The following is a 25,527-nucleotide window of genomic DNA, read 5'->3' as shown; positions in this document are numbered from 1 at the left end:
AGCGCATTTACGAAAGCGAAGGCGGGAAATACCCGTGATGCTATCCTGTCGCGTTTTTTTAAATCGTAATGACGCTACTCATAAAAGTTTCTGATTATTATTGCCGCTGCCTGGCGACGTAATTTCAAAAGTAAGTAGAATTTTTAAAGGATTATTTAGGTAAATTTTTAAGGAGTAAAAATGGAGGAATTAAGGATTTTTTATGAAGAGGGGGTATATATGAGGGGTTGAGCGTTGAATAGAATATTTCGATTGGAATAATCTTAAATTAAAAAATATTTAGCTTGTTGGCTGGTTGTCACGCCTGCTGTGGAGGGGCTTGTCAGGCGCGGCGCGGGGGCAAAGCGGCTAACAGCACGCTATGTTGTTAAGAATGGCATAAGCAAAATAATTGGGAAAACTATTTATTGCGGCAGTGTATTATAAAACAGTTCAATAGTTAACAGAGATAGTTATTCGGGGTTTTATATTAATGTCTACGTGGCAAGCGTTGTATGCTATCCAGCGTTTAGGCGTATCGGATTAATAGTGGAAAACGTCGCTGGCCGAAGAGAGAAAGGTTACTCGCTGAAGAGTCAGGTGTCGTGCCTGAAAAAATCTGGCCTTCGCGCTATGGTCTGTCAGAGAAGGAATAAACATCCGGATTGCCGTTTCCCCATAAGCAAAAAACTAGCCCGTAGGCTGGTTTTTCTGGAATAAGTGGTGCCGGACTCGGAATCATATCCACGATTAATATGCTGTTTGTTATTGGTTTTGTTGGTATTTCTCGTAAACAGCGCCCCACGAAGGCACCTGTAAAAAATCACTTTGGTTTTGTGAGGGTTATCACGAAGAATCGATGTTTAAGGGGAGGGGCTTCGTTATGTGTGGAGTAAGGTCCACACATAACGGTATGAGGTCCACATATAGCGGATAGAACTCCACACATAACGATTCGAGGTCCACATATAACGGCGTGAAAAACATACCCTCCTCGCTCGTAGAGTGTTGATCTGTCGCCCCTGCATTGAGCTTTAAGTTGATATGTCGGATTAGGTACTTTTGAGATAACGTTTTGCGCAATAATTCATTATTATATGAATTATAATGATATTTTAATAAATTCTTGAGATGTCGCCATGAGGTAGTTGAGATAACCAGATATCACGGCTCAATTCAATTACTTTGAACCCCCTGCTTTTACTCCCCTTAGGTCGATGTGCTGACGGAGCTGGAGTTACTCCAGCACTTGCGGCTGGCAACCGGTGTCCACTCTATCCTGTTTGCGCAGTCAAAGGCCGTTTTCCATACGACAGTACAATTTATGCCAGCATTTATCCAATTGCGGCGCTGGCATAACGGAGATAAGCCGAATAACGATCAGTTTGTGCCTGTAGTATCACTTCTGTGTGAATTATAGTAATCAACAAATGGGCGGGCGCTGGTTATTTCCCACCAACCGTAAATAGTCATTGACAGTAATAAGAAAGAAACCACGGCACCGATACCTAAACCGATAGCATCGCGCAACATGGAAAGTGTTATTTCAGAATTTCCAATGGCGTTATATATAACGTTTATATCGTTTGCTACCCACTTAGTGCAAAGTAGAAATGTAATAGTAAAAAATATATCAATAACGAGTAATGAAAGTTTTGCTACCCATCCGGTCTGAGAAGTCATTTCAGCCATCCCATCATCTTTAAACAGCACAACTGATTGAATACGATTAATGCTTTTGTACATCCAGATGGTTGCCAATGGATAGCGAGTATTCATCATTAAAAGAATTTCATGATATTTGGCATAACGGTGTCGTGTTGCAAGAGCAAAATAATATTCGACAAGCCGGGGATCGTGGTTTGGCTGAGAAAATGTGAGTAGAAATTTCTCCAGCGCTTCGTTTTCTGATTTTTTGTTAAAAAAGTTAGATGAAATTAATGATAGTAATGTATTGATGAACTCACCCATATAACCTCCATGTATGTATTAAACATCAAATGATGTTCTGGACCTGACGTACAATTTCAGTGCTACGGCTATATAGCCTGTAGTCAGGTTATGTTAACACAGCTTGGCTACCGGATAACCAGCAGATGCGGTATGATATAGCCGAACATTTTTCAGCCAGAGGAACCTCTATGCCTTTGCAAATAAAAGACATTATAGATCTGCAAACCCTTGTCGAGTCGGAACAGGTAGAGTTCAAGCTGGCAGGGGGGAAAGACGGCAAAGGCGAATTACCGAAAGACTTCTGGCCCACTTATTCCGCAATGGCGAATGGTCGGGGTGGTTGGGTAGTTCTCGGTGTAAAAGAACAGGCTGGAAAATTTACACCAGTTGGTATTGCTGATCCCGAAAAGATTAAGACCGATCTGTTTAATCAGTTAAACGATCGCGATCGGGTCAGTGCGAATGTGCTGAGATCAGAAAACGATGTGCAACAGGTCTCTTTGCAGGGAACGGACGTTCTGGCGATCCATATTCCACAGGCGATGCGCAAACAAAAGCCGGTTCACCTGAAAAAGTCCCCATTTGGTAACACCTATCAACGTTTGCACGAAGGCGATCGCGTTTGTGATGATATGACCGTCAAACGGATGCTTGCAGAGCAGATCTACGACAGCCGCGATAATGAAGTGCTTTCCGAACACTATACCTTTCAGGACGATATCGATCTGGACAGCCTGAAAGTCTATCGCAATCTGCTATCGGCAAATAACCCGCAGCATCCTTATCTGGCCTGTGAGCCGTTTGAACTATTTAAAATGCTTGGTGGATGGCGTAAAGACAGGGAAACCGGAAAAGAGGGCATAACGCTGGCTGGTGTTCTCATGTTTGGTAAATGGGATGCGATTATTGCCGCAGCGCCCAACTACATGGTGGACTATCAGGAACGCCCCGAGGCTAAAACGGAGCTGCGTTGGGTGGATCGGGTGTGTCCGGACGGGACATGGTCAGGGAACCTGTTTGATTTTTATCGCAAGGTATACCAAAAGCTGGTCGCCGACCTGAAAGTCCCGTTTACCCTTGAAGAGGGTCAGCGCAGAACGGATACGCCAGTACATATCGCGCTGCGTGAAGCGTTGGTTAATACGCTGGTCCACGCTGATTTTTCTGACCGTGTTTCTATTTTGATCGTCAAACGTCCCGATATGTTTGGCTTTCGCAATCCCGGCATGATGCGTCTGCCGCTGGAAGATGTGATTGCGGGTGGCGTCAGTGATTGCCGCAATAGGTTACTGCACCAGATGTTTTTGCTGATTGGTTTAGGTGAACGTGCAGGTTCAGGAATGCCGAAGATTTTTAGCGGCTGGCGAATGACCAACTGGCGTATGCCGAGACTGAGAGAAAATCCCTTCCCGGCGCAGACAATATTGGAGCTACCAACCGCTAGCCTGATCCCGCAGCATGTTCTGGATGACCTGCATCGGCGATTTGGTGAGACCTTCGATCTGCTTGATGATTTTGAACAGGTGATTGTTGCAACGGCGGCGATTGAAGGCTGGGTCAACCATGAACGCGCCTGCCAGTTAACAACACGGCACTCCCGCGAAGTCACGCTGACGCTTCCCCGACTGGAAAGTAAAGGTTTTCTGGTCGCAGGGGGGGAGCAGAAAAGCAAATATTACACCCTGCCCGGCGTATCGGTCATGACACCGGATGAGGTTTTCTCGTTAGGTGCGGTTGTGAGTTCCACACATAACGAAGGGGACTCCACATATAACGAGCAGAGGTCCACACATAACGAGGGGAGCTCCACATATAACGCGCAGGGGTCCACACATAACGAGAGGGACTCCACATATAACGAGCTAGGGTCCACACATAACGAAGAGAGCTCCACATATAACGCCGAGGATGATCAACCCGCATCCCGGGATGAGTATGGGCGTTTGCTTAACCGCTTTATCGATAGGCCCTATATTGATGATGTCGACAATCTCACCGAAGCTTTCCGGGATTCGTTGTTTACTTTAGCAGCAGTTCCGCGTGAAAGGCTGCGTCTGGGAGATAAAGAGCTGATGAAGAGTGTGATCCTGAATGTGTGTCAGGGGCAGTATATTTCTGTTGCTGCGCTGGGGCAGATCCTTAGTCGTAACCCTAATGCGCTGCGTCAGCAGTACTTGAAACCGCTGGTGGAGCAAGGGGAACTGAAGCTGGCGTTTCCGCAATATAAGAATGACCCGAAGCAGGGGTATAGTGCAGCTTGAATCTATATGCTCAAGCCTGATGGGTAAGGTGTGATGAAATGAGTGTTTATTTAAGACGTGATACTCTAGATTTGATTTTGAATTCGAAATTTGAGCTTCATTGCTTATCTGTGAAAATTTGGCAAGATCTTCCTGATGGAGTTGAACTTTCCGGACATGGTGTTATTAAGCAGAATAAGTACGGGACTTTATATCTGGAGTTTATTTGTATAAATACTAAATATACGATGAAAGGAGATTTAGTTACAAAATATCCCAGAGATCGCCTTGACCTTTCGCAGAAGCTATTAGGTGAATTTATTTCATTAAACGGAACAAGGTTTACCTCTGAAGGTTTCTCCATAGAAGTAAGTGCTTTTAATCGTGAATCGCCTCATATACTTCATACTCAACTACATTCCATTACATTTGTAGAAGACAGATTGGCTGATTCACGTGAAAATTATTTATATTATGAATTTGCAGAATCGTTGTATATACCTGCTAATGTATCAAATAGCAGAACATCAACTTCCACTAAATCTGAGAGCCATTGCTGGAATGAAACGCTTATCGAATTAAATGATTTTAAAATAAGGATCAACGATGAGAAAAATTATCGTATGGTTAGAGTAGATGGAAATTTTGAACCAGATGACCTATATGATTGTATAAATTTTTATATTGGCTTTTCGGGAGGGGTTTTACCGCAACCATATGTGGTGATAAAACATATAGATGATAAGATAATCTCAGTGATTAAGAGCATTAACAACCAAAATACATATAAACGTTCTTCAAATCCGATTCCAGAAAAAATTGTAATAAGTGGAGATAAAAAAGCAGAATCTAAGCATAGCTATGAGTTCTTTAGGAAAATATATGAAATCCATCAAGTGAAGCGTAACTATTTTATTAGTATTTATGGTCAATGGATACAGGTGTGGCATGGATTTCAAACGAAAAATTCAATAGCGGAACTAGTGCTTTCTGTCGCAATTGAAGGAATGCTAAATGACATTTATATTCCTGTATTTAAAAGAAACAGAATAGATCCTCTATTGATTTCTGATATTGATAAAATAAAATCCATTATTAAAGATATGAATATATCAGAAAGCCATAAACAACGATTAATAGGCAGTGCTTCATATTGGAAAAATATTACGGTATCTAAAGCTCTTGATATTTTAACCAACGAAGGAGTGATCGGTGAAAATGATAAGAAAATTTGGTCTGAGCTGCGAAATGAAGCTGCTCACCCTCAGGTGAAAAACATTGGTATATTCCAGCAGCAAACAAAACGGGATAAAATGCTGCAATGTCTTAATCTGTTTCATAAGCTAGTATTAAACGTAGTTGAATATACTGGGCCTGTTTATATATTTTCTATGGATAGAGATACGCCTGTAGAACTGATACAGTATCAAGATGTTTTATCTGATTAACGTAGTGGCAGGATGTCAGGATCCTGATTTTGCGAGGAGAGTTCCAGTTTTATACCCCGTCTTTTTTCGACATCTAAAACTCCTTGCTGCTGTTAATCAATCGCGGTATCTTTTACAGGCACCTGCAAATTCAGGTGCCGGGTTTAGCAGCCTGACAATCAGTGCGGACAGCCGCCGTTTTCCGTAGTGCGGTTTTTTTACGTCCGTAACCGCCCCGTATTATGGTGGGGCGTAACGGGGGAGCGTTCGCGCTCGCCGGTTTCACTGATGCCGGTCTGCTAACCCTGTTACGTCTCACCACCCCGTTTAGCAGCGGTCTGGTGAGGTTTGCAAAACCTAATCAGTGAGGCTGCCACTATGGCTACTACCCCAATCCAGACACACCCGTTACTTTCCGTTCCCTTCAACGCCGCTACGGACTTCACCGTCCTTGCCAGCCATTGCGAAAACTTCGCCGAAACCCTGATTGAAAACGACGACCCCACGCTGAAAATGGCGCTCTGCGGCAGACTCAACGCCGCTCTGACGCTGCTTCAGCCTACGCTGTTAGAACCTGTCCCACCCCATCTTGTTGAAAGCCTGACCGTCGATACCCTTCCGGCGAATTCCCCCGAGTTTGGGCCTGAATGCACCGAGCTTTGTCACTACTGCCTTGCCCTGACGCAGACGCTGGCGGGGCAGGGGTTTTCTTCCGAAACGGAGAAACAGCTTAGCTGGCTGCTGTACGACCTGATCAACTACTTCGCTGCGGAAATGAAAGCCCCGCGCTGGCTGCGTACCGCCGACGGCGTAAAGTTTATTGATGAGGTAGAGGTCAAAGCATGATGCGATCTGACTGGTATTCCGCCGACATTATTGCGGCGCTGAAAAAGCAGGGAGCATCGCTATCCGACGTTCCCCGCAACTCAGGGCGGGCGTCTTCTACATTGGCCGAAGGGAGAAAAGTTAATCGCTGGAAAGTCAGGTGTGGTACCTAAAAAAGTCTGGTCTTCACGCTAAGGTCTGTCAGAGAAGGCATAAACATCCGGATTGCCGTTTCCCCAAAAGCAAAAAACCAGCCCGCAGGCTGGTTTTTCTGGAATAGTGGTGCCCGGACTCGGAATCGAACCAAGGACACGGGGATTTTCAATCCCCTGCTCTACCGACTGAGCTATCCGGGCAACGGGGCGCATTAAACCGTAATCCCCGATTCGCGTCAATGAAATTTCGCTAAATCTCGTTTGTTTGCTTAACTTTGCGGCAAAAAGCCGCTTACGTCAGCGCACCACCCTGACGGCACTGGGCAAAACGCAGCACATCTTCTGCCAGACGCTGAGCGGTGTCGACATCGGTCTGGCTGCGATTCACCAGCATACGACTCAGGCAGCCTTCGAGAATCAGTTCCATTTGCTTCGCCACCATCGCCGGATCGTCCACTTCCAGCTGCGTTAATAGCTCGTGGCTGAAGTCATGCGCCGCCTGCTTTTGCTGATCGGCCAGTTGGTGAATCGGGTGACCCGGATCCGGGTAAAAGGTACAGGCGGCGATAAACAGGCAGCCTGGATAGCGATGATTGCTCACGCATTCGGTCAGCGCGCCGTAGCGGGCCAGCAGTTTTTGTTCGGTGGTTAGCTCATCATTATGCATAAGCTGCCTGCGCCAGGCGTCAACCTGCTGGCTGAGATAGCGTAATACGTCGTAGAGCAATGCTTCCCGGTCAGGCCAGAATCGCTGTAACTCTTCCAGTGGATAATCAAGGCGCTCGGCAACCATCTCAAGCGTGGTGCTGGCTATCCCTCTTATCTCAAGTAATTTAAGGGCTTCTCCCAGGACGTCTTCACGTTGCACGATGTTCTCCTCCATTTTGTCCCCTGAAGTGTCGTTTACCGGGGCAGATTCTGCAAATGCGTATAAAAGGCCGACGCGTCCATAAAACCGGTTACCCGACTTTCAGGATGCTCAGTACCTTCGGCGTCGAAAAACAAAATTGTCGGTAATCCCAGTACGTTAAGGCGTTTTAACAGGGCAATATCTGCGGCACTATTGGCCGTCACGTTAGCTTGTATTAATACGCTATGGCTTAACGCCTGGCGCACCTGCGGATCGTTAAAGGTGTATTTTTCGAACTCTTTACAGGCGACGCACCAGTCAGCATAGAGATCCAGCATCACTGGCTTGCCCTGTGCCTCTGCCAGCGCCCGGTCCAGCTCATCTACACTGGCGATACGGGTAAAGTTCAGATGCGCCTGCTCAGTCGCGGCGGGTGCGCCAAAGGCCCAGTCCTGTAGCGGGCGAGCGCAGATCAACGCTGCGCCGAGAAAAATAATTTGTATCACGCGCATCCATGAACGTTGCGCCTTCAGGCTGGTAATGAAGGCCCAGCCGAAGAAGGCCACGCCGAGCAGCGCCCACAGGCGTAATCCCCAGACATCGCCAATGATCCGCTCCAGCAAAAAGACGGGTAGTGCGAGGATAATAAAACCAAACGCGGTTTTAACCTGCTCCATCCACGGTCCGCTTTTCGGCAGCAGGCGGTTGCCGAAGACGGTTACTACGATCAGCGGTAGTCCCATACCCAGCGCGTACAGATACAGCGTGCCACCGCCGAGCCACAGGTTACCGCTCTGGGCGATGTAGAGCAGAATAGCGCTAAGCGGTGCGGTGGTGCAGGGGGAACAGATCAGTCCGGCAATCGCGCCCATGGCAAATACGCCGCCGGGAGAACCCCCTCGCTGACGGTTGCTCATCAGCGTCAGACGCGTCTGGAGCGAAGAGGGGAGTTGCAGGGTGAACAGGCCGAACATGGAGAGCGCGAGCAGAGTGAAGACGATCGACAGGCCGATCAGGACATACGGGTGCTGAAGTGCCGCCTGAAATTGCAGGCCCGCTGCCGCGACGACCAGGCCGAGCGCGGTATAGGTGAGCGCCATTCCCTGAACGTAAATAAAGGCCAGCAGCAGGGCGCGGGAGGTAGAAAGCCGTTGCTGACCGCCGAGGACGATGCCGGAGATCAGCGGGTACATTGGCAGAACGCAGGGGGTAAAGGCGATGCCGATGCCGATCAACAGTGCCCACAGGGCGGTGAAGGGGAGGTCAGTGCTTTTCTGCGGCGAGGAAGCGGCACCGGCGTCGTTGCTCCCCCTCACCCCGGCATCTGGAGTAATGGATCCTGACTGTCCTCTCTCCTCAGAGAGAGGACGCACCTCGCTCACCGGCACCACTCTGGTCTCCGGTGGATAGCAGAACCCCGCAGCGGCGCAGCCCTGGTACGTCACCGTCAGCGTCGCGCCTTTCCCGGCGGAACGAATCGTCACCGGGACCGACAGTTGTTGGCGGTAAATCTCACTTTTACCAAAAAACTCATCCTCATGACTTTCGCCTGAGGGAAGGGCGAGCGGTGCCACGTCCGCCTGCGCAGCGGTAACGTTAATCTGCTGGCGATAGAGGTAATAGCCCTCTTTCACCTGCCAGTTAAGCGTAAGTTTGTGCTGATGCTGCTGAAAATCAAAGGCAAAAGCCTGGTCAACCGGAACGAAGTTTGAACGCCCGGGGGCGTCAAAAAGACCGGCAAAAGCGGATGTGCTGCACAGCAGCAGGATCAGCGTAAGGATGCGTTGAGCCATGAGAGATAATCACTGTCTCCGTGAAGAACGGGTAAAACCAGAAGTTCGGGGGTCTGATACGGGTGATGCGCTTTCAGGCAATCCAGCAGCGCCTGTTGATGGGCCGGAGAGGTTTTGAGCACCATCTGTACCTCATACTCCTGCTCTAGCTTACCCTCCCAGTAATACAGCGACGTCGCGCCGGGAAGGAGCGTAACGCAGGCGGCGAGTTTATCGCCCAGTGCTTTTGCGGCTAAATCCTGGGCGGTGGCTTCATCCGGGGCGGTACAGAGTACGATAACGGCGTCGGGCGTGGTCATCATCAACCTCGTATCAGGGAAAAGAGGCACTATACCACGGCGGGAGAAAAGGGTTTATCGCGCGGGCCATCCGATGGCCCGCGTTTAACAACATTTACAACAGAATGCCGCCAATAATGAATCCCAGGATCACGCACAGCGTGATGGCGATAACGCCGGGGATTAAAAATGCGTGGTTAAAGACGTATTTGCCGATGCGCGTCGAGCCGGTATCGTCCATCTCTACCGCGGCCAGCAGAGTTGGATAGGTGGGCAGCACAAACAGGGCGGAGACCGCCGCAAACGAGGCAATAGCGGTCAGCGGGCTGACGCCGAGCAGCAGCGCAGCAGGCATCAGCGCTTTAGTGGTCGCCGCCTGCGAGTACAACAGCGTGGCGGCAAAAAACAGCACCACTGCCAGCAGCCACGGATAACTGTTCAGCAGATCGCCCGCAACCGCCTGGATATCGCTAATATGATGCTTAACGAAGGTGTCGCCCAGCCACGCCACGCCGAGCACGCAGATACAGGCACTCATGCCAGATTTAAAGGTCCCGGCGTTAAGGATCTCCCCGGTATCGACTTTGCAGCTCAGGCAAATCAGCGTCGCAATGGTCAGCATAAAGACCACAATCGCTTCGTTACGCGGCAGGATCGGATTGGCAATAAGCCCCACCGTCGGGCTGATGGCGGTGGCGTACAGCATCACCGCAATAATGCCGATCAAAAACAGCATCACGGAACGTTTGGCGTGCGGCTTGAGTGTGAAAACCTGGCTGCCGCGCAGTTTGATTTCGCCTTTCGCCAGCCGCTCCTGATACACCGGATCGTCTTTCAGCTCGGCACCGAGGAAGTTACATACGATGGCGGTGAGCATCACGGCGATTAGCGTGACCGGGATACAGATCGCCAGCAGCGTCAGGTAGCTGACGCCCAGCGGCTCCAGAATACCGGCGAAGAATACCACCGCGGCGGAGATAGGCGAGGCGGTAATGGCGATCTGCGAGGCGACGACGGCGATAGACAGCGGGCGCGAAGGGCGGATACCCTGTTCTTTCGCGACCTCGGTGATCACAGGTAATGTGGAGAACGCGGTATGCCCGGTCCCCGCCAGGATGGTCATAAACCACGTTACCAGTGGGGCAAGGAAGGTGATGTACTTCGGATGCCGCCGCAGCATACGCTCTGCCAGGCTAACCAGAAAATCCATCCCGCCAGCGACCTGCATCGCCGCAATCGCCGCGATCACCGCCATAATGATTTCAATCACATCGAACGGGATCGCGCCGGGGGTAATTTGAAAAAAAAGCGTCAGGACGAGGACGCCCAGTCCGCCAGCAAATCCAATGCCGATGCCGCCGAGGCGCGCACCGAGATAAATTGCCAGCAGGACGATAACGAGTTCTGCACCAAACATATATGCCTTCTCTGTTTTTAATAAGTTGATATTAAATTGTTGTAATTAGGTAAACGCAAGCAACAAAAAAGGCACGTCATCACTGACGTGCCTTCATGGTGAGCCAAAAACTGTTACTGTTCGCTTTCATCAGTATAACGTTTTGCTTTATAGGCCGGATGCATCAGGTTCTGAGCAGAGAAGATATCGTCCAGCTCAGCCTCAGTAAGCAGCCCGCGCTCCAGGACCACTTCACGCACGCTCTTACCCGTTTCAGCGCAAATTTTACCGACGATGTCGCCGTTATGGTGGCCGATGTACGGGTTCAGATAGGTGACAATCCCGATGGAGTTGTAGACATAGCTTTCGCAGACGGCTTTGTTGGCCGTAATACCGTTGATGCATTTTTCCAGCAGGTTGTAGCAGGCATTGGTGAGGACGTGAATGGATTCAAACATCGCCTGCCCAATCACCGGCTCCATCACGTTCAGCTGGAGCTGACCGGCTTCTGAGGCCATGGTCACGGTGGTGTCGTTGCCGATCACTTTAAAACAGACCTGGTTAACCACTTCCGGCACGACCGGGTTCACTTTTGCCGGCATGATGGACGAGCCAGCCTGCAACTCTGGCAGGTTGATTTCGTTCAGCCCGGCACGCGGACCGGAAGAGAGCAGGCGCAGGTCGTTACAGATTTTCGACATCTTCACGGCCAGGCGTTTCAGCGAGCTGTGAACCATCACGTAAGCACCACAGTCGGAGGTCGCTTCGATCAGGTCTTCGGCAGGGATCACCGGCAGGTTGCTGACTTCAGCCAGCTTCTGCACCGCCAGCGCCTGATAACCGTCCGGGGTGTTCAGACGCGTACCGATGGCGGTTGCGCCAAGATTCACTTCCAGCAGAAGTTCAGCGGTGCGCAGCAGGTTTTTCGTCTCTTCATTGAGCAGGACGTTAAAGGCATGGAATTCCTGGCCGAGGGTCATCGGCACCGCGTCCTGAAGCTGGGTACGGCCCATTTTCAGCACGTCCTGGAACTCAACGGCTTTCTTCTCAAAACCTTCACCAAGCTGATGAATGGCGTCGATCAGTTTGACGATAGAGGCATAAACCGCAATGCGAAAACCGGTCGGGTAAGCATCGTTAGTCGACTGGCATTTATTAACGTGGTCGTTAGGATTGAGGAATTGGTACTCACCTTTTTGATGGCCCATCAGCTCCAGGCCAATGTTCGCCAGCACCTCGTTAGTATTCATGTTGACGGAGGTTCCTGCACCGCCCTGATAGACGTCAACCGGGAACTGATCCATGCATTTGCCATTGTTAAGAACTTCATCACAGGCGGCGATAATGGCGTTTGCCACATTTTTCGGGATGGTCTGTAGCTCTTTATTGGCCAGAGCCGCTGCTTTCTTCACCATCACCATACCGCGTACAAATTCAGGGATATCGCTGATTTTGCTGTTACTGATGTAGAAGTTTTCAATCGCTCTCAGAGTGTGAACGCCATAGTAGGCATCCGCTGGTACTTCCCTGGTGCCCAACAGGTCTTCTTCGATACGAATGTTGTTTAACATGTAAGCCTTCTCTTTCAAGCTGCCAATGATTACACCAAATACGCAGTATTTATGTGGGTATGCGTATTTTCTGACCGACGATTATCTCCTGAATCGGCCCGGTGCCCACGATCATATGCTGATAATAGCGAATTGCAGTAATCTGGATCACTTAATATGCGCGAGATCGCAAGATAATTATTGATGTGTGAAATGTGTCACTCCCTGAAGGGAGGTGACAGAAAATAGCCGGGCAATTTGGTTGAACTTTGGTGATTCGCCTCCATCTCATAAGGATGCGTTTTGCAAACCCATTTTGGCAGAGGCTGACTTGCCGCTGCCCACCACAGGAGAAGCCAGTGCGCTGGATACCTTTACTTGCTGTTTTTCTTTACGTTTATATCGAGATTTCGATTTTCATTCAGGTCGCTCACGTCATGGGCGTGCTGTTAACATTGCTGCTGGTGATTTTCACCTCGTTTATTGGCATGTCGCTAGTGCGTAATCAGGGGTTCAAGAACTTCCTGCTGATGCAACAGAAGATGGCGGCGGGTGAAAGCCCGGCCAGTGAAATGATTAAAAGCGCTTCGCTGATCATCTCCGGCCTGCTGCTGGTGCTGCCGGGCTTCTTCACCGACCTGTTAGGGCTACTGCTGTTGTTACCGCCGGTGCAAAAGCATCTGACCCTGAAGCTGATGCCGCATCTGCGTTTTTCCCGCACGCCGGGTGGTGGTTTCAGCGCCGGAACCGGCGGGGGCAATACGTTTGACGGGGAATATCAGCGTAAAGATGACGAGCGCGATCGGATTGAGCATAAAGACGACCGCTAACGAAGTTAACAGGCCAGCGATATCGCTGGCCTGTTAAACGATTATGACGACACCACAATGGCGCGTTTTGGCAAAAACAACCATAGCGCGGCCAGCACGATAATGGCATACAGGCTTTTCCATCCCACCATCGTCAGTAGCAGCAGGCACAGCAGGCTGCCGATCACCGCCAGCGCCCGATAACGTCCTTTCAGCAAACGGCAACCCGCCAGCATGCACAGCAGATAAATGATGATAAAGATACCGTTGGCATAGACGATCAGCGCATCCAGATTAATCTCCAGCCCGTAAATTGCGATGGTGCAGATGACGCAGCACCCCAGCACGGCATTGAGCGCGTTGATCGGCAGCTGTTTTTTTGACAGACGGGCAAGCGGGCTTTGCGGTTTATACAGCGCCTGCGACCAGACCAGCCGCGCGAAGCTCTGAATGTAAATATTCAGGCTGGCGAAGCAGGCCAGATAGCCAATAATGCAGGCCACCCATTGTGCCTTAACGCCAAAAAGCTGTACTACGATGGCGGGCAGCGAGGCGGCGGCAGCGCGATCTTCGCCGTAAGCGTTAAAGTGCAGGACCACCACGGTACAGGCCCAGTAGACCGTCCCGGCCAGCAGTAATCCGATCATCAGCGCCCGCGGGAAATCGCGTTCCGGGTGTTTGAATTCTGAAGCCAGATGGGCAAAAGCTTCCAGCCCGACAAAGCACCAGAACATTACGGCCAGGGCAGAAAACAGCGCCGGAGCCTGAATGTCCTTCGGGGCAGGAAAGGGGATTTGTACCAGGGGAATGTCGCCAAACCACCAGATAGCCACTATCAGCGCGACGATCAGCAGCGCCACCAGGCTTTGCAAATTGGCGCTGGAGCCTGCGCCACGCGTGCCGATAAACCAGATGAGTGCGAGGGTGATCAGTTCGGCGATAAGCAATTGCCAGCCGTACCAGCCAAACATTGCCTGCCAGAACCCGGCGGCGATATGTAGCGCAGCGGGGAGTCCTACCGGAATAACCGACAAAAATAGCCAGCCGGTAACGCGTTCAAGACGCGGACCAAACGCCATGCCGACAAAATGTGCCACGCCGCCTGCGCTGGGGAAATGCCGCCCCAGAATGGCGAAGACGATGGCAATCGGAAAGACCAGCACAATCAGAACGGGCCAGGCCCATAAACTGTTATCTCCCGCGACCAGAGCCGCCAGCGCCGGAACGGCAAAAACGCCGGTTCCCAGCAATGATGTGGAAAGTAACCCCACGCCCTGAGCCAGCCCCAGCTCCTGTTTTAATCCAGACATCAACCTGTTCTCAATTAACAATTTACGCGTGACTGATGGTATCACACTCCGTCTGGCGCGCCCCGGCGTCGCAATACGAAGCGATTAATCGCCGGGAATAAATTTTTTTTTCGTCTTCCCCCTTGAAGGGGCAAAAAGCGACCCCCATCTCTCAGGCACCAGTCGGAGAAGCCTGTGGCTCTCTGACGTCATCCATAACTGATAAAGACTTTCTCAAAGGAGAGCTATCAATGAGTATTCGTCCGCTACATGATCGTGTGATCGTCAAACGCAAAGAAGTTGAATCCAAATCGGCTGGCGGTATCGTTCTGACCGGTTCTGCAGCAGGCAAATCAACTCGTGGCGAAATCATCGCTGTCGGTAAAGGCCGCATCCTGGAAAACGGTAATGTGCAGCCGCTGGACGTTAAAGTGGGCGACATCGTGATTTTTAACGATGGCTACGGTGTGAAATCCGAGAAGATCGACAATGAAGAAGTGTTGATCATGTCCGAAAGCGACATCCTGGCAATTGTTGAAGCGTAATTCGCGAACGACACTGAACATACGAATTTAAGGGAAAGAAAAAATGGCAGCTAAAGACGTAAAATTCGGTAACGACGCTCGTGTGAAAATGCTGCGCGGCGTAAACGTACTGGCAGATGCAGTGAAAGTTACCCTCGGTCCGAAAGGCCGTAACGTAGTTCTGGATAAATCTTTCGGTGCACCGACCATCACCAAAGATGGCGTGTCCGTAGCACGTGAAATCGAGCTGGAAGACAAGTTCGAAAACATGGGCGCGCAGATGGTGAAAGAAGTTGCCTCTAAAGCGAACGACGCTGCGGGCGACGGTACTACCACCGCGACCGTACTGGCGCAGTCCATCATCACTGAAGGTCTGAAAGCCGTGGCTGCGGGTATGAACCCGATGGATCTGAAACGTGGTATCGATAAAGCGGTCACTGCTGCGGTTGAAGAACTGAAAGCGCTGTCTGTACCGTGCTCTGACTCCCGAGCTATCGCGCAGGTAGGTACTATCTCCGCTAACTCCGACGAAACCGTTGGTAAGCTGATCGCGGAAGCGATGGACAAAGTCGGTAAAGAAGGCGTGATCACCGTTGAAGACGGTACCGGTCTGCAGGACGAACTGGACGTGGTTGAAGGTATGCAGTTTGACCGTGGCTACCTGTCTCCTTACTTCATCAACAAGCCGGAAACTGGCGCAGTAGAACTGGAAAGCCCGTTCATCCTGCTGGCTGATAAAAAAATCTCCAACATCCGCGAAATGCTGCCGGTTCTGGAAGCCGTGGCCAAAGCAGGCAAACCGCTGCTGATCATCGCTGAAGACGTTGAAGGCGAAGCGCTGGCGACCCTGGTGGTTAACACCATGCGCGGCATCGTGAAAGTGGCTGCGGTTAAAGCACCGGGCTTCGGCGACCGCCGTAAAGCGATGTTGCAGGATATTGCAACCCTGACCGGCGGTACCGTTATCTCTGAAGAGATCGGTATGGAGCTGGAAAAAGCCACCCTGGAAGACCTGGGCCAGGCGAAACGCGTTGTCATCAACAAAGACACCACCACCATCATCGATGGCGTGGGTGAAGAAGCGGCAATCCAGGGTCGTGTGACTCAGATCCGCCAGCAGATCGAAGAAGCGACTTCCGACTACGACCGTGAAAAATTGCAGGAGCGCGTAGCGAAACTGGCAGGCGGCGTGGCCGTGATCAAAGTCGGTGCTGCGACCGAAGTTGAAATGAAAGAGAAGAAAGCCCGCGTTGAAGATGCCCTGCACGCGACCCGTGCTGCGGTAGAAGAAGGCGTGGTTGCTGGTGGTGGTGTTGCGCTGATCCGCGTAGCCTCCAAACTGGGCGAACTGCGTGGTCAGAACGAAGATCAGAACGTGGGTATTAAAGTTGCGCTGCGCGCGATGGAATCCCCGCTGCGTCAGATCGTACTGAACTGCGGTGAAGAGCCGTCAGTGGTCGCTAACACCGTGAAAGCGGGCGACGGTAACTACGGTTACAACGCGGCGACCGAAGAATACGGCAACATGATCGACATGGGTATCCTGGATCCGACCAAAGTGACCCGTTCTGCTCTGCAATACGCGGCATCTGTGGCCGGTCTGATGATCACCACCGAGTGCATGGTAACCGACCTGCCGAAAAGCGATGCGCCTGACTTAGGTGCTGCTGGTGGTATGGGCGGCATGGGTGGTATGGGCGGCATGATGTAATTGCCCTGCACCTCGCAGAAATGAATAAACCCCCGGCCAGAAATGTCCGGGGGTTTTTCTTTTGGTCATCTTTTTAGTATAACATTTACACACGGACAGGTTTGTCCCGCTAATTGATAACGAGGAATAACATGCGCGTAAAAGTCTCAGCAGGGATCGTGGGTGTAGCGTTACTGCTGGCAGGTTGTAGCGCCAGCAACGATCTGACCGCCGGTGGGCAGAACGTTCGCTTTGTTGAAGATAAGCCGGGTGCGGAGTGCCAGCTGGTTGGTACCGCGACGGGCAAACAAAGTAACTGGCTGTCTGGTCAGCACGGCGAAGAGGGCGGTTCAATGCGCGGCGCGGCAAACGCACTGCGTAATGAAGCGGCACAGATGGGCGGCAACGTGATTTATGGGGTGAGCAGCCCAACGCAGGGAATGTTGTCGAGCTTTGTACCGACCGCCAGCGAAATGCAGGGCCAGGTCTATAAGTGCCCGCACTGATTGCCGTTATGCTATGCCCCCACGAGTGGGGGCATGTTACGGTATCAGGCGGAGACTTTCTGCTTAATGCTCATGCGTAGCTGATACAGCGCGCGCATACACTGCTCTTGTGAGAGCGGATGCGCGTTATTCGTCGTGATGGTTCTGACGAATACCTGGCAGGGTTTGTCTTTCAGCTTGCTCAGACGGCGGCTGTAAGCCAACAGGCGACGTGAGATGGCTTCGGCCTGTTTAGTTTCTGATTTACTGCGCGTTTTGACTACCGTGCCGCACTGCTGTTGTTTACCTTCTTCATCGGTATACTGATAAATCATTGCCAGGTAGTGATTGAAAAGCTGTAATTTCCATTCAGGCTGCTGATAGGTGTCATATTCCAGACTCCCATTCTCCAGGCAGTCGACATCATATAACGGCAGGAAGTCGAGCAGAGAGGACAGACGCAGCGACAGCTCGCGCATTTTTGCATTATTTATTGCATGAATAATTGCCTGCACGATTAAGGTAATTTGCAGCTCGTTAATTTCGACGTCCAGTATATCGCCGCCGTGCAGGCTCAATTTGAAAAGTAAATTTTCGCCTTTATTGTCGCAAAGCTCCAGGTTGTCCACGCGCTGCGAAACATCAGCATCGCGCAGCTCCTCTACGGTGAGCGTCGGAATACTGGCATGCATCTTTTTGATAACGGCATCACGGGCTTTAGCCATTGTCAGCCGCTGTTCTTCTGGCATCTGGCTGTGCTGCCAGAGGCGATGTTCCAGCGCGATAAGCAGATCTCTGAGCACCAGAGCGGGAAGAAAGAGCGTGGTTTCTTTATTTCTTGGCTGTTTAATTTTAAACGCCAGCGCCACAAAGGTATCACCCTGACGGATAACTCCGGTATTCATTCCTTTAATATTTATCGCCATTGCGGTTCTCCCTAACCATTTATATAGAAAATAGTTAAAAGTTATTAATAATTAAATTATATATTTAAGGTCAGTATTATGGGGTGTTATTTTAAAGCACTGAGACAAGAATACAATGACCAATTGTGCTCAGACTGACCCGATAGTCAGCCTGAATACATTGGTTATATAATTAAATAAAGAAGATTTATTTCTGTCGCAAATGTAAATCAATTGGCGTTTTGCTGGGCTCGCCGCCAATTTCACGCGCCAGTTTCGGTACCATATAACCGGAAACCAGCGTCAGCAGCTCACGCATGATCGTTCGTGCTTCCTCGTCGCTTACCAGAAAATGCGCCGCGCCCTGAACTTTATCCAGCACGTGAAGATAGTAGGGCATCACGCCAGCATCAAACAGCGCATTGCTTAACGCGGCGAGGGTCTTCGCATTGTCGTTGACATCGCGCAGCAGGACGCTCTGATTCAGCAGCGTGACGCCTGCCTGACGCAGCGTCGCCATTGCCGTGTGAAAATCCGCGTCAATCTCGTTAGCATGATTAATATGGTTAACCAGCAGGATTTGCAACGATGAACGGGCAAAACGTGCTGCCAGGGTATCGGTGATGCGAGCAGGGATCACAATGGGCAAACGGCTGTGGATGCGCAGACGTTTAATGTGCGGGATGGCCTCGAGGGCAGCAAGCAGCCAGTCCAGCTCGTGATCTTTCGCCATCAGCGGATCGCCGCCGGAGAAAATAATCTCGTCCAGCTCAGGATGCGCGGCAATGTAGTCCAGCGCGGTTTGCCAGTTGCGCTTGTTCCCCTGATTATCGGCATAAGGGAAGTGGCGACGGAAGCAGTAGCGACAATTAACCGCACAGCCACCTTTTACCAGCAGCAGCGCGCGATTCTGGTACTTGTGCAGCAATCCGGGCACGACGCTATGCTGCTCATCCAGCGGATCGGCGCTAAAACCAGGCGTGACGATAAACTCGTCCTGCGAGGTAAGTACTTGACGCAGCAACGGATCGTGCGGGGCGCCTTTCTGCATACGCGCCGCAAACGCGCGGGGCACGCGCAGGGCAAACAGGCGTTTCGCCTCGATTCCTGCGAGCAGGGCATCATCAGCGTCTATATTCAGAAGACGCAGAAGTTCATCGGGATTGGTAATAACATCGGCAAGTTGCGTTAACCAATCTTCTCGGGACGGGGTATTTAGGGTTACAATATGCGCCATTTTGTGGCTTAGCTACCATTTAACAATTTCAGAGGGCCTTATGGCGACTTACTATAGCAACGATTTTCGTGCTGGTCTTAAAATCATGTTGGACGGCGAACCTTATGCGGTCGAAGCCAGCGAATTCGTTAAACCAGGTAAAGGTCAGGCGTTCGCACGCGTTAAGATGCGTCGTCTGCTGACCGGTACCCGCGTAGAGAAAACTTTCAAGTCTACCGATTCTGCTGAAGGCGCTGACGTTATCGATATGAACCTGACTTACCTGTACAACGACGGTGAGTTCTGGCACTTCATGAATAACGAAACCTTCGAACAGCTTTCTGCTGACGCAAAAGCTATTGGCGACAGCGAAAAATGGCTGCTGGACCAGGCTGAATGCATCGTGACCCTGTGGAACGGCCAGCCGATCTCTGTAACCCCGCCGAATTTCGTTGAACTGGAAATCGTTGAAACCGATCCGGGTCTGAAAGGCGACACCGCCGGTACTGGCGGTAAACCCGCTAAACTGTCTACCGGTGCCGTGGTGAAAGTGCCGCTGTTCGTCCAGACGGGCGAAGTGATCAAAGTGGATACCCGCTCTGGTGAATACGTCTCCCGCGTAAAATAATGCGCGTTGTGCCTGCGGGCGTCGGAGGATTTTTGACGTAAGCAGGCATAGTTCTGGCGCGGCATCATGCTGCGTCAGCTTGTTTACCCGCCTCTTTTGCCTGTCTGTCGCTTCGCTTCTTCAAAGACTCTTAAAAATTTCTTTCTGGCCGCCATTTCTCAGGATTTTGTCTATGCTTAAGTTGCTATACACAAATAACACTGGTGAATAAAGGAAGAAACTATGTTTAAGAAAACAATTGCTGCGATCTTTTCAGTGCTGGTGCTTTCTTCAGTATTAACCGCCTGTAACACCACCCGTGGGGTAGGCGAAGATATTTCTGACGGTGGCAGCGCAATCTCTGGCGCAGCAACCAAAGCTCAGCAGTAAGGTTATTCAGCGATAAAACGCCATACGGTACGGCTTTTTAGTCGTACCGTTATGACGTGCTTTCAATTATTCTTTCGCCAGGCGATAAGAAAGGTGAAAATCGATTATCCATCCGCAGCTTAAGACGAATATTCCGTTTATAGGTATATACCGTTTTCCCACTAATACTGAGCATTCCGGCAATAAGCGGATTGCTGACGCCTTCCAGCCATAGCGACAACACCTTCTCTTCCTGACGCGTTAATAACGGACTGATGGTATGGGTGTAGTTCAGCCACGGCCGCGAGCTTAATGCCGACCCAATCATATTGGTAATGTGCTGCAACTGGGTTTTCTTCGACAGCGTTACCAGCACTGCCGCGTGATGGGTATAATTCCGTGTGGGCCGGTACTGGAGCAAGATCACCTGACTACGCTCTCCGCAGGCGGCGAAGATTGAGGTAATCAACTGGGTCTGCGAAGGATCGTCCTGAAAACCGCTTAAATCTGCGATAACAACACTGGGCTGCCAGTGTTCGATATGCTCTCTTGCTAAAAGAAGACTATTCAGACTGGTCACCATAACTGGCGAGGTAAACGTATGTCCCTGGGTCAGCCATTTCTCAAGCCCGTGGCGGCTAAACTGGCAGCGGTCAATGATCAGAATTTTATACATAGGGGTTTCATAATTAAAAGAGCACGACACCTGAGTATCGCAACGGCAATGACGTCATCATAATAAAGAGTAAAAAAGATAAAGGTGGGATTTACGCTGCGAAATAGACGTATTTCTGACAATAACGCGCCGAATAACACTTAAGTTAAATTATTGAGTTTTTATTCCGGGCAGGTAAAATAACCTCTTCAAACAGCCTGGCGGGACGACCCGTCAGCGCTTTCAACAATGGGGACGGCCCCGAACTGGAGCCAATATGTCCTGGTTAATTCTTGTTATTGCTGGTCTTCTTGAAGTGGTTTGGGCGATTGGGCTGAAATATACCCATGGTTTCAGCCGCCTTATGCCGAGCGTAATTACCCTTGTTGCCATGTTTTTCAGTTTTGCGCTTCTGGCATGGGCCATGAAAACGCTTCCGGTCGGTACCGCTTATGCGGTGTGGACGGGGATCGGCGCCGTCGGCGCGGCCATCACCGGTATCGTACTGTTTGGTGAGTCAGCAAACCCGGCGCGTATCTTAAGCCTTGCGCTGATTGTCGCCGGGATTATTGGTCTGAAACTCAGCACGCCTTAATGGGGCTGATCGACCCAGATTAGCTTCTCAACCGCAAAACCCTGCCGGGTCGCGGTGTCCAGCATCTGCTGTTTCATTTCTTTAGAGATGGTCGGTGTCCTGGAGAGGATCCACAGATAATCGCGATCCGGCCCGCATACCAGCGCGTGTTTGTACTCTTTATCCAGCGCGATAATATTGTAGCCGCCGTAGAACGGGCCGAAGAACGAGACCTTCAGCGCGGCCCGGCTCGGATCGCCCGTAAAATAGGCTTTCCCTACCGATTGCTGCCACATCCCCCGATCCGGATTATAACCGCGGTTAATGACCCGCAGACCGCCGTCGTCGCGCAGGCTGTACGTCGCCGTAACCCGCTCTAATCCGCGTTCAAAACGGTGATCGAAACGGGCGATTTCATACCAGGTGCCAAGATAGCGCTGGGTGTTGAAATTAGTAATGACGGTGACGCCCGCAGGAGGCGTTGGGGAACTACAGGCAACCAGCAAAAACGCAGCGGTAGCAGTGGCGACAACAGGCAGCAAACGCATGGTATTTTCCTTGCAGGTTTTTAAGCTAAGTGTAGAACCAGGCGGGAAAAATTGCTGTGCGGGAAAATAAAAATTGCCCTCTCATTTTTAATGAGAGGGCATACGGATCACATAAAAATGACGCCAACCAGCGTCACGATGGTCAGGATAGCGGCCAGACCATAAAAGACCCACTTGCCGTTAGGAACATGGATTTTCAGGTCGTGCATCATATGGTGAATACGATGCAGGCCACACCACAGCGGCAGAGCGATCATCAGAAAGATAAACGCCCGTCCGATCAGGCTGTGGGCAAAAGCCAGCACCCGGTCGTAGCCGAGAGCATCGTCAGGATAAAGGCCCAGCGGGAGCAGAAAGCCAACCAACAGTATGATGACGGGCGCGACGATGGCACACCACATACCGCCCGCGCCAAAGAGTCCCCAGAATACCGGTTCGTCAGAACGTTTTGGATTGGAATTAATCATCGGAGTCTCCTTACCAGAACAGGGCAACGGCTAAAATAACGACAGTGACAATCATCGTCACCACCCACAGTCCGGCGATCACCGGCGCTGGCCCTAATTTTTCATCTTTCACAATGATATTGGTGGCTTTCGGTGCCAGCTCAAACCAGGTTTTGGTATGAAGCAAGGCTGCTGCAAGTGCAATAACGTTAAGAATGATGATGACTGGATTTTGCAGAAACCCCACAAACCCGGCCCAGTGTTCCGGCCCGTGCTTCAGTGCAAACAGCCCGTAGATCAGCTCAATGCTGAACCAGACCGCCATGATCGCCGTTCCTTCACGCAGCATATAGAAGCGATAAAACGGCAGGCTTTTCCACCAGTTCGTCGGCATTGGCCGCACGTAGGCTTTGCGTTTAGTCGTCATAGTGCACTCCTTAGCGTGGTTTCAGGGTGGCGATAAGAAAGTCTTTCGAGCTTTCAACTTTACCCTGCTGAATGGCGGCAGCCGGATCGACATGTTTCGGGCAGACTTCCGAACAATAGCCCACAAACGTACAGGTCCAGACGCCGTTCTGGCCGTTAAGCTGCGCCATACGCTCTTTTTTACCGTGATCGCGACTGTCTGCGTTATAGCGATGCGCGAGGGTAATCGCTGCCGGGCCGATGAACTCCGGATTTAGCCCGAACTGCGGACAGGCGGCGTAGCACAGGCCACAGTTGATGCAGCCGGAGAACTGGTGATACTTCGCCATCTGCGCCGGGGTCTGTTTGTTGGGACCCTGATCCGGCGTGCGGGGGTTGCCGATAATATAGGGCTTGATAGCCTCCAGGCTTTCGATAAAGTGCGTCATATCGACCACCAGATCGCGCTCGATGGGGAAGTTGCCCAGCGCTTCCACTTTCAGGCCGTGGGTGTAATCGCGCATAAAGGTCTTACAGGCCAGCTTCGGCACCTTGTTGACCATCATGCCGCAGGAGCCGCAGATCGCCATTCGGCAGGACCAGCGGTAGCTCAGGTCGGGCGCAAGGTTATCTTTGATATAGCCCAATGCATCCAGCAATGAGGTCTGCTCATCATAAGGCACGTCGTAGAAAGCACTGTGGGGCGCAGTATCCGTTTCCGGGTTATAGCGCACCACCTCAACTTTCATTGTTTGCATCTCAGCCATGCGTGGTCTCCTTCTTCTCGGCGGCTTCCGCTTCTGCACCGTAAACCCGTTTTGCCGGCGGCAGAGTGGTGATCTTCACATCGCTATAGTCCAGGCGAGTGGTGCCGTCCGCGTCGCGGAAGGCGAGGGTATGCTTGAGGAAATTCACGTCATCACGCTCGGTACAGCCTTCATCCAAACGCTGATGCGCCCCGCGCGACTCTTTACGGGCAATGGCCGAGTGCGCCATACATTCCGCCACGTTCAGGCCGTGCCCCAGCTCAATGGTGTAGAGCAGGTCGGTATTGAACACGCTGGAGGTATCTGTAATGCGCACCCGTTTAAAGCGCTCCTGAAGTTCCGCCAGCTTGTCGACGGTTTTCTGCATCAGCTCCGGCGTGCGATAGATGCCGCAGCCTTCCTCCATCGACATTCCCATCTCATCGCGAATTTTCGCCCAGTTTTCCGTACCTTGCTGATTAACCAGATTTTTCAGACGCTGCTCAACATCGGCGGCCTGCGCATCAAGCGCACCATCACGGGCCGCACCGACTGACGCCGCACGCGCCATCGCCTGCTCGCCCGCCAGTTTGCCAAACACCACCAGCTCCGCCAGCGAGTTGGAGCCGAGGCGGTTAGCGCCGTGCAGACCGACAGAAGAACATTCACCGACGGCAAACAGGCCCTGAATGCGGGTTTCACAGTGCTGATCGGTTTCGATGCCACCCATGGTGTAATGCGCGGTAGGGCGTACCGGGATCGGGTCTTTCACCGGATCGACGCCAACATAGGCTTTTGCCAGTTCGCAGATAAACGGCAGACGTTCGAGAATTTTCTTCTCGCCGAGGTGGCGCAGGTCGAGATAGACCACGTCGCCGCGCGGCGTCGCGATAGTGTTACCTTTACGCCATTCGTGCCAGAACGCCTGGGAGACTTTGTCGCGCGGGCCCAGCTCCATATATTTGTTTTTCGGCTCGCCGAGCGGGGTTTCCGGCCCCATGCCGTAATCCTGAAGATAGCGATAGCCGTCTTTATTGACCAGAATACCCCCTTCGCCACGGCAACCTTCGGTCATTAAGATCCCGGAACCCGGCAGGCCGGTCGGGTGATACTGGACGAATTCCATATCCCGCAGCGGGACGCCGTGCGCCAGCGCCATGCCCATGCCGTCACCGGTCACGATCCCGCCGTTGGTGTTGTAGCGGTAGACGCGGCCCGCGCCGCCGGTCGCCATCACCACGGCGTTGGCACGAATTTGTACCAGTGAGCCTTCCATCATGTTCATCGCCACCAGGCCGCGTGCCTGTCCGTCGTCGACCAGAATGTCGAGGACGAAATGCTCATCAAAACGCTGGATTTGGGGGAATTGCAGGGAGGTCTGGAAGAGGGTATGCAGCATATGGAAGCCGGTTTTATCGGCGGCAAACCAGGTACGCTCAATTTTCATGCCGCCAAAGCGTCGGACGTTGACGCTACCGTCAGGCCGACGACTCCACGGGCAGCCCCACTGCTCAAGCTGGGTCATTTCCGTCGGGCAATGATGCACGAAGTAGTCCACCACATCCTGCTCGCACAGCCAGTCGCCACCGGCCACGGTGTCGTGGAAATGGTACTCAAAGCTGTCATGATCCTGTGTGACCGCAGCCGACCCCCCTTCGGCGGCAACGGTGTGGCTACGCATGGGATAGACTTTTGAGATCAGTGCGATTTTAGCGTCAGGCCTGGCCTGTGCTGCGGCGATAGCAGCACGTAATCCCGCACCGCCCGCGCCTACAATGGCAATATCGGCTTGAAAAGTATGCACGACGTTCCT

The 25,527-nt window shown here is 51.5% G+C and carries 26 protein-coding genes, 1 tRNA gene and 1 pseudogene; 12 read left to right on the top strand and 16 right to left on the bottom strand.

All coding sequences use genetic code 11. The features are described from left to right. Nucleotides 1–521 precede the first annotated feature (521 nt). On the top strand, nt 522–635 hold the full coding sequence (locus INT84_RS13420; protein WP_194207294.1) for a helix-turn-helix domain-containing protein: 114 nt from the start codon (nt 522–524) through the stop codon (nt 633–635). 724 nt (nt 636–1,359) lie between these two features. Here the strand turns inward: INT84_RS13420 and INT84_RS13415 are convergent. Further along, nucleotides 1,360–1,950, bottom strand: a complete 591-nt coding sequence (locus INT84_RS13415) for a hypothetical protein (protein ID WP_194207178.1) — start codon at nt 1,948–1,950, stop codon at nt 1,360–1,362. A gap of 170 nt (nt 1,951–2,120) precedes the next feature. Here INT84_RS13415 and INT84_RS13410 point away from each other — a divergent pair, with 170 nt between their 5' ends. The 4 genes and pseudogenes from INT84_RS13410 to INT84_RS13395 all read left to right on the top strand — a co-directional run bounded on the left by INT84_RS13410 (nt 2,121) and on the right by INT84_RS13395 (nt 6,619). After that, nucleotides 2,121–4,193 (top strand): RNA-binding domain-containing protein, encoded by a 2,073-nt coding sequence (locus tag INT84_RS13410; RefSeq protein ID WP_194207177.1) that lies wholly within the window; start codon nt 2,121–2,123, stop codon nt 4,191–4,193. A 38-nt stretch (nt 4,194–4,231) separates the two neighbouring features. Beyond that, nucleotides 4,232–5,620 (top strand): hypothetical protein, encoded by a 1,389-nt coding sequence (locus INT84_RS13405; RefSeq protein WP_194207176.1) that lies wholly within the window; start codon nt 4,232–4,234, stop codon nt 5,618–5,620. Nucleotides 5,621–5,977: 357 nt separating this feature from the next. Then, nucleotides 5,978–6,445, top strand: coding sequence for a hypothetical protein (locus tag INT84_RS13400; RefSeq protein ID WP_194207175.1), 468 nt, complete (start codon nt 5,978–5,980; stop codon nt 6,443–6,445). Next, nucleotides 6,442–6,619 (top strand): annotated as a pseudogene (locus INT84_RS13395) (helix-turn-helix domain-containing protein). Before INT84_RS13400 ends, INT84_RS13395 begins: the two are co-directional and overlap by 4 nt. Nucleotides 6,620–6,704: 85 nt before the next feature. Here the strand turns inward: INT84_RS13395 and INT84_RS13390 are convergent. The 6 genes from INT84_RS13390 to aspA form a co-directional block, all read right to left on the bottom strand. Continuing rightward, nucleotides 6,705–6,780 (bottom strand) — tRNA-Phe (locus INT84_RS13390). Nucleotides 6,781–6,871: 91 nt separating this feature from the next. Next, nucleotides 6,872–7,447, bottom strand: coding sequence for a transcriptional regulator (locus tag INT84_RS13385; RefSeq protein WP_176919279.1), 576 nt, complete (start codon nt 7,445–7,447; stop codon nt 6,872–6,874). Between the two features lie 35 nt (nt 7,448–7,482). Then, complete coding sequence (locus INT84_RS13380; protein ID WP_194207174.1) at nt 7,483–9,222, bottom strand: protein-disulfide reductase DsbD; 1,740 nt, start codon at nt 9,220–9,222, stop codon at nt 7,483–7,485. Beyond that, complete coding sequence (gene cutA / locus INT84_RS13375) at nt 9,198–9,521, bottom strand: divalent cation tolerance protein CutA (RefSeq protein WP_176919280.1); 324 nt, start codon at nt 9,519–9,521, stop codon at nt 9,198–9,200. The genes INT84_RS13380 and cutA overlap by 25 nt, the downstream gene beginning before the upstream one ends. Before the next feature lie 94 nt (nt 9,522–9,615). Next, on the bottom strand, nt 9,616–10,917 hold the full coding sequence (locus INT84_RS13370) for an anaerobic C4-dicarboxylate transporter (RefSeq protein WP_194207173.1): 1,302 nt from the start codon (nt 10,915–10,917) through the stop codon (nt 9,616–9,618). A gap of 113 nt (nt 10,918–11,030) precedes the next feature. Further along, entirely contained in the window at nt 11,031–12,467 is a 1,437-nt protein-coding gene (gene aspA / locus INT84_RS13365) for an aspartate ammonia-lyase (RefSeq protein ID WP_176919219.1), read from the bottom strand. A 338-nt stretch (nt 12,468–12,805) separates the two neighbouring features. On the opposite strand from aspA, the gene INT84_RS13360 reads away from it, so the two are divergent. Beyond that, entirely contained in the window at nt 12,806–13,276 is a 471-nt protein-coding gene (locus tag INT84_RS13360) for an FxsA family protein (protein WP_194207172.1), read from the top strand. 41 nt (nt 13,277–13,317) lie between these two features. Here INT84_RS13360 and yjeH read toward each other — a convergent pair whose 3' ends face one another. After that, nucleotides 13,318–14,565, bottom strand: coding sequence for an L-methionine/branched-chain amino acid transporter (yjeH, locus tag INT84_RS13355; RefSeq protein ID WP_194207171.1), 1,248 nt, complete (start codon nt 14,563–14,565; stop codon nt 13,318–13,320). Between the two features lie 230 nt (nt 14,566–14,795). Here yjeH and INT84_RS13350 point away from each other — a divergent pair, with 230 nt between their 5' ends. The 3 genes from INT84_RS13350 (at nt 14,796) to INT84_RS13340 (ending at nt 17,264) form a co-directional block, all read left to right on the top strand. Then, nucleotides 14,796–15,089, top strand: coding sequence for a co-chaperone GroES (locus INT84_RS13350; RefSeq protein ID WP_043081801.1), 294 nt, complete (start codon nt 14,796–14,798; stop codon nt 15,087–15,089). A gap of 43 nt (nt 15,090–15,132) precedes the next feature. After that, a complete protein-coding gene (gene groL / locus INT84_RS13345; protein WP_176919222.1) occupies nt 15,133–16,779 on the top strand; it encodes a chaperonin GroEL in 1,647 nt (548 codons plus the stop codon). Between the two features lie 131 nt (nt 16,780–16,910). Beyond that, nucleotides 16,911–17,264: a DUF4156 domain-containing protein gene (locus tag INT84_RS13340; RefSeq protein WP_194207170.1), complete on the top strand. Its 354-nt coding sequence runs from the start codon at nt 16,911–16,913 to the stop codon at nt 17,262–17,264. A 44-nt stretch (nt 17,265–17,308) separates the two neighbouring features. On the opposite strand, the gene yjeJ is transcribed toward INT84_RS13340, so the two are convergent. Both yjeJ and epmB read right to left on the bottom strand, forming a co-directional pair. Next, on the bottom strand, nt 17,309–18,169 hold the full coding sequence (gene yjeJ / locus INT84_RS13335; RefSeq protein ID WP_194207169.1) for a YjeJ family protein: 861 nt from the start codon (nt 18,167–18,169) through the stop codon (nt 17,309–17,311). A 187-nt stretch (nt 18,170–18,356) separates the two neighbouring features. Then, nucleotides 18,357–19,385, bottom strand: coding sequence for an EF-P beta-lysylation protein EpmB (gene epmB, locus INT84_RS13330; RefSeq protein WP_194207168.1), 1,029 nt, complete (start codon nt 19,383–19,385; stop codon nt 18,357–18,359). A gap of 40 nt (nt 19,386–19,425) precedes the next feature. Here epmB and efp point away from each other — a divergent pair, with 40 nt between their 5' ends. Further along, on the top strand, nt 19,426–19,992 hold the full coding sequence (gene efp / locus INT84_RS13325) for an elongation factor P (RefSeq protein ID WP_176919226.1): 567 nt from the start codon (nt 19,426–19,428) through the stop codon (nt 19,990–19,992). Nucleotides 19,993–20,214: 222 nt separating this feature from the next. After that, nucleotides 20,215–20,361, top strand: a complete 147-nt coding sequence (gene ecnB / locus INT84_RS13320) for a lipoprotein toxin entericidin B (RefSeq protein ID WP_049839023.1) — start codon at nt 20,215–20,217, stop codon at nt 20,359–20,361. Nucleotides 20,362–20,410: 49 nt separating this feature from the next. Here the strand turns inward: ecnB and INT84_RS13315 are convergent, their stop codons facing one another. Beyond that, a complete protein-coding gene (locus tag INT84_RS13315; RefSeq protein ID WP_194207167.1) occupies nt 20,411–21,016 on the bottom strand; it encodes a response regulator transcription factor in 606 nt (201 codons plus the stop codon). Between the two features lie 256 nt (nt 21,017–21,272). Between INT84_RS13315 and sugE the strand changes: the two genes are divergently transcribed. After that, on the top strand, nt 21,273–21,590 hold the full coding sequence (sugE, locus tag INT84_RS13310) for a quaternary ammonium compound efflux SMR transporter SugE (RefSeq protein ID WP_194207166.1): 318 nt from the start codon (nt 21,273–21,275) through the stop codon (nt 21,588–21,590). On the opposite strand, the gene INT84_RS13305 is transcribed toward sugE, so the two are convergent. The 5 genes from INT84_RS13305 to frdA all read right to left on the bottom strand — a co-directional run bounded on the left by INT84_RS13305 (nt 21,587) and on the right by frdA (nt 25,518). Next, on the bottom strand, nt 21,587–22,117 hold the full coding sequence (locus tag INT84_RS13305; RefSeq protein ID WP_194207165.1) for a lipocalin family protein: 531 nt from the start codon (nt 22,115–22,117) through the stop codon (nt 21,587–21,589). The genes sugE and INT84_RS13305 overlap by 4 nt on opposite strands. 107 nt (nt 22,118–22,224) lie before the next feature. Continuing rightward, complete coding sequence (gene frdD, locus INT84_RS13300) at nt 22,225–22,584, bottom strand: fumarate reductase subunit FrdD (RefSeq protein WP_194207164.1); 360 nt, start codon at nt 22,582–22,584, stop codon at nt 22,225–22,227. A gap of 10 nt (nt 22,585–22,594) precedes the next feature. Next, a complete protein-coding gene (gene frdC, locus INT84_RS13295) occupies nt 22,595–22,990 on the bottom strand; it encodes a fumarate reductase subunit FrdC (RefSeq protein WP_194207163.1) in 396 nt (131 codons plus the stop codon). Nucleotides 22,991–23,000: 10 nt separating this feature from the next. Next, the gene (locus INT84_RS13290; protein ID WP_194207162.1) at nt 23,001–23,735 is read right to left on the bottom strand and encodes a succinate dehydrogenase/fumarate reductase iron-sulfur subunit; all 735 of its coding nucleotides are present in this window, start codon (nt 23,733–23,735) and stop codon (nt 23,001–23,003) included. Further along, entirely contained in the window at nt 23,728–25,518 is a 1,791-nt protein-coding gene (gene frdA, locus INT84_RS13285) for a fumarate reductase (quinol) flavoprotein subunit (RefSeq protein ID WP_194207161.1), read from the bottom strand. Before frdA ends, INT84_RS13290 begins: the two co-directional genes overlap by 8 nt. Nucleotides 25,519–25,527: the final 9 nt, after the last annotated feature.

Source organism: Superficieibacter sp. 1612_C1 (assembly GCF_015234305.1).
Taxonomy (GTDB): Bacteria; Pseudomonadota; Gammaproteobacteria; order Enterobacterales; family Enterobacteriaceae; genus Superficieibacter.
The sequence above is the reverse complement of the archived record's forward strand: the minus strand, read 5'-3'. Positions and strand labels throughout refer to the sequence as shown.

What these genes read in the sequence shown, in the direction of transcription:
- INT84_RS13415 (WP_194207178.1), bottom strand. Translation starts at nt 1,950, where the DNA reads ATGGGTGAGTTCATCAATACATTACTATCATTAATTTCATCTAACTTT.
- INT84_RS13410 (WP_194207177.1), top strand. Translation starts at nt 2,121, where the DNA reads ATGCCTTTGCAAATAAAAGACATTATAGATCTGCAAACCCTTGTCGAG.
- INT84_RS13405 (WP_194207176.1), top strand. Translation starts at nt 4,232, where the DNA reads ATGAGTGTTTATTTAAGACGTGATACTCTAGATTTGATTTTGAATTCG.
- INT84_RS13400 (WP_194207175.1), top strand. Translation starts at nt 5,978, where the DNA reads ATGGCTACTACCCCAATCCAGACACACCCGTTACTTTCCGTTCCCTTC.
- INT84_RS13380 (WP_194207174.1), bottom strand. Translation starts at nt 9,222, where the DNA reads ATGGCTCAACGCATCCTTACGCTGATCCTGCTGCTGTGCAGCACATCC.
- cutA (WP_176919280.1), bottom strand. Translation starts at nt 9,521, where the DNA reads ATGACCACGCCCGACGCCGTTATCGTACTCTGTACCGCCCCGGATGAA.
- INT84_RS13370 (WP_194207173.1), bottom strand. Translation starts at nt 10,917, where the DNA reads ATGTTTGGTGCAGAACTCGTTATCGTCCTGCTGGCAATTTATCTCGGT.
- aspA (WP_176919219.1), bottom strand. Translation starts at nt 12,467, where the DNA reads ATGTTAAACAACATTCGTATCGAAGAAGACCTGTTGGGCACCAGGGAA.
- yjeH (WP_194207171.1), bottom strand. Translation starts at nt 14,565, where the DNA reads ATGTCTGGATTAAAACAGGAGCTGGGGCTGGCTCAGGGCGTGGGGTTA.
- INT84_RS13350 (WP_043081801.1), top strand. Translation starts at nt 14,796, where the DNA reads ATGAGTATTCGTCCGCTACATGATCGTGTGATCGTCAAACGCAAAGAA.
- groL (WP_176919222.1), top strand. Translation starts at nt 15,133, where the DNA reads ATGGCAGCTAAAGACGTAAAATTCGGTAACGACGCTCGTGTGAAAATG.
- INT84_RS13340 (WP_194207170.1), top strand. Translation starts at nt 16,911, where the DNA reads ATGCGCGTAAAAGTCTCAGCAGGGATCGTGGGTGTAGCGTTACTGCTG.
- yjeJ (WP_194207169.1), bottom strand. Translation starts at nt 18,169, where the DNA reads ATGGCGATAAATATTAAAGGAATGAATACCGGAGTTATCCGTCAGGGT.
- epmB (WP_194207168.1), bottom strand. Translation starts at nt 19,385, where the DNA reads ATGGCGCATATTGTAACCCTAAATACCCCGTCCCGAGAAGATTGGTTA.
- efp (WP_176919226.1), top strand. Translation starts at nt 19,426, where the DNA reads ATGGCGACTTACTATAGCAACGATTTTCGTGCTGGTCTTAAAATCATG.
- ecnB (WP_049839023.1), top strand. Translation starts at nt 20,215, where the DNA reads ATGTTTAAGAAAACAATTGCTGCGATCTTTTCAGTGCTGGTGCTTTCT.
- INT84_RS13315 (WP_194207167.1), bottom strand. Translation starts at nt 21,016, where the DNA reads ATGTATAAAATTCTGATCATTGACCGCTGCCAGTTTAGCCGCCACGGG.
- sugE (WP_194207166.1), top strand. Translation starts at nt 21,273, where the DNA reads ATGTCCTGGTTAATTCTTGTTATTGCTGGTCTTCTTGAAGTGGTTTGG.
- INT84_RS13305 (WP_194207165.1), bottom strand. Translation starts at nt 22,117, where the DNA reads ATGCGTTTGCTGCCTGTTGTCGCCACTGCTACCGCTGCGTTTTTGCTG.
- frdD (WP_194207164.1), bottom strand. Translation starts at nt 22,584, where the DNA reads ATGATTAATTCCAATCCAAAACGTTCTGACGAACCGGTATTCTGGGGA.
- frdC (WP_194207163.1), bottom strand. Translation starts at nt 22,990, where the DNA reads ATGACGACTAAACGCAAAGCCTACGTGCGGCCAATGCCGACGAACTGG.
- INT84_RS13290 (WP_194207162.1), bottom strand. Translation starts at nt 23,735, where the DNA reads ATGGCTGAGATGCAAACAATGAAAGTTGAGGTGGTGCGCTATAACCCG.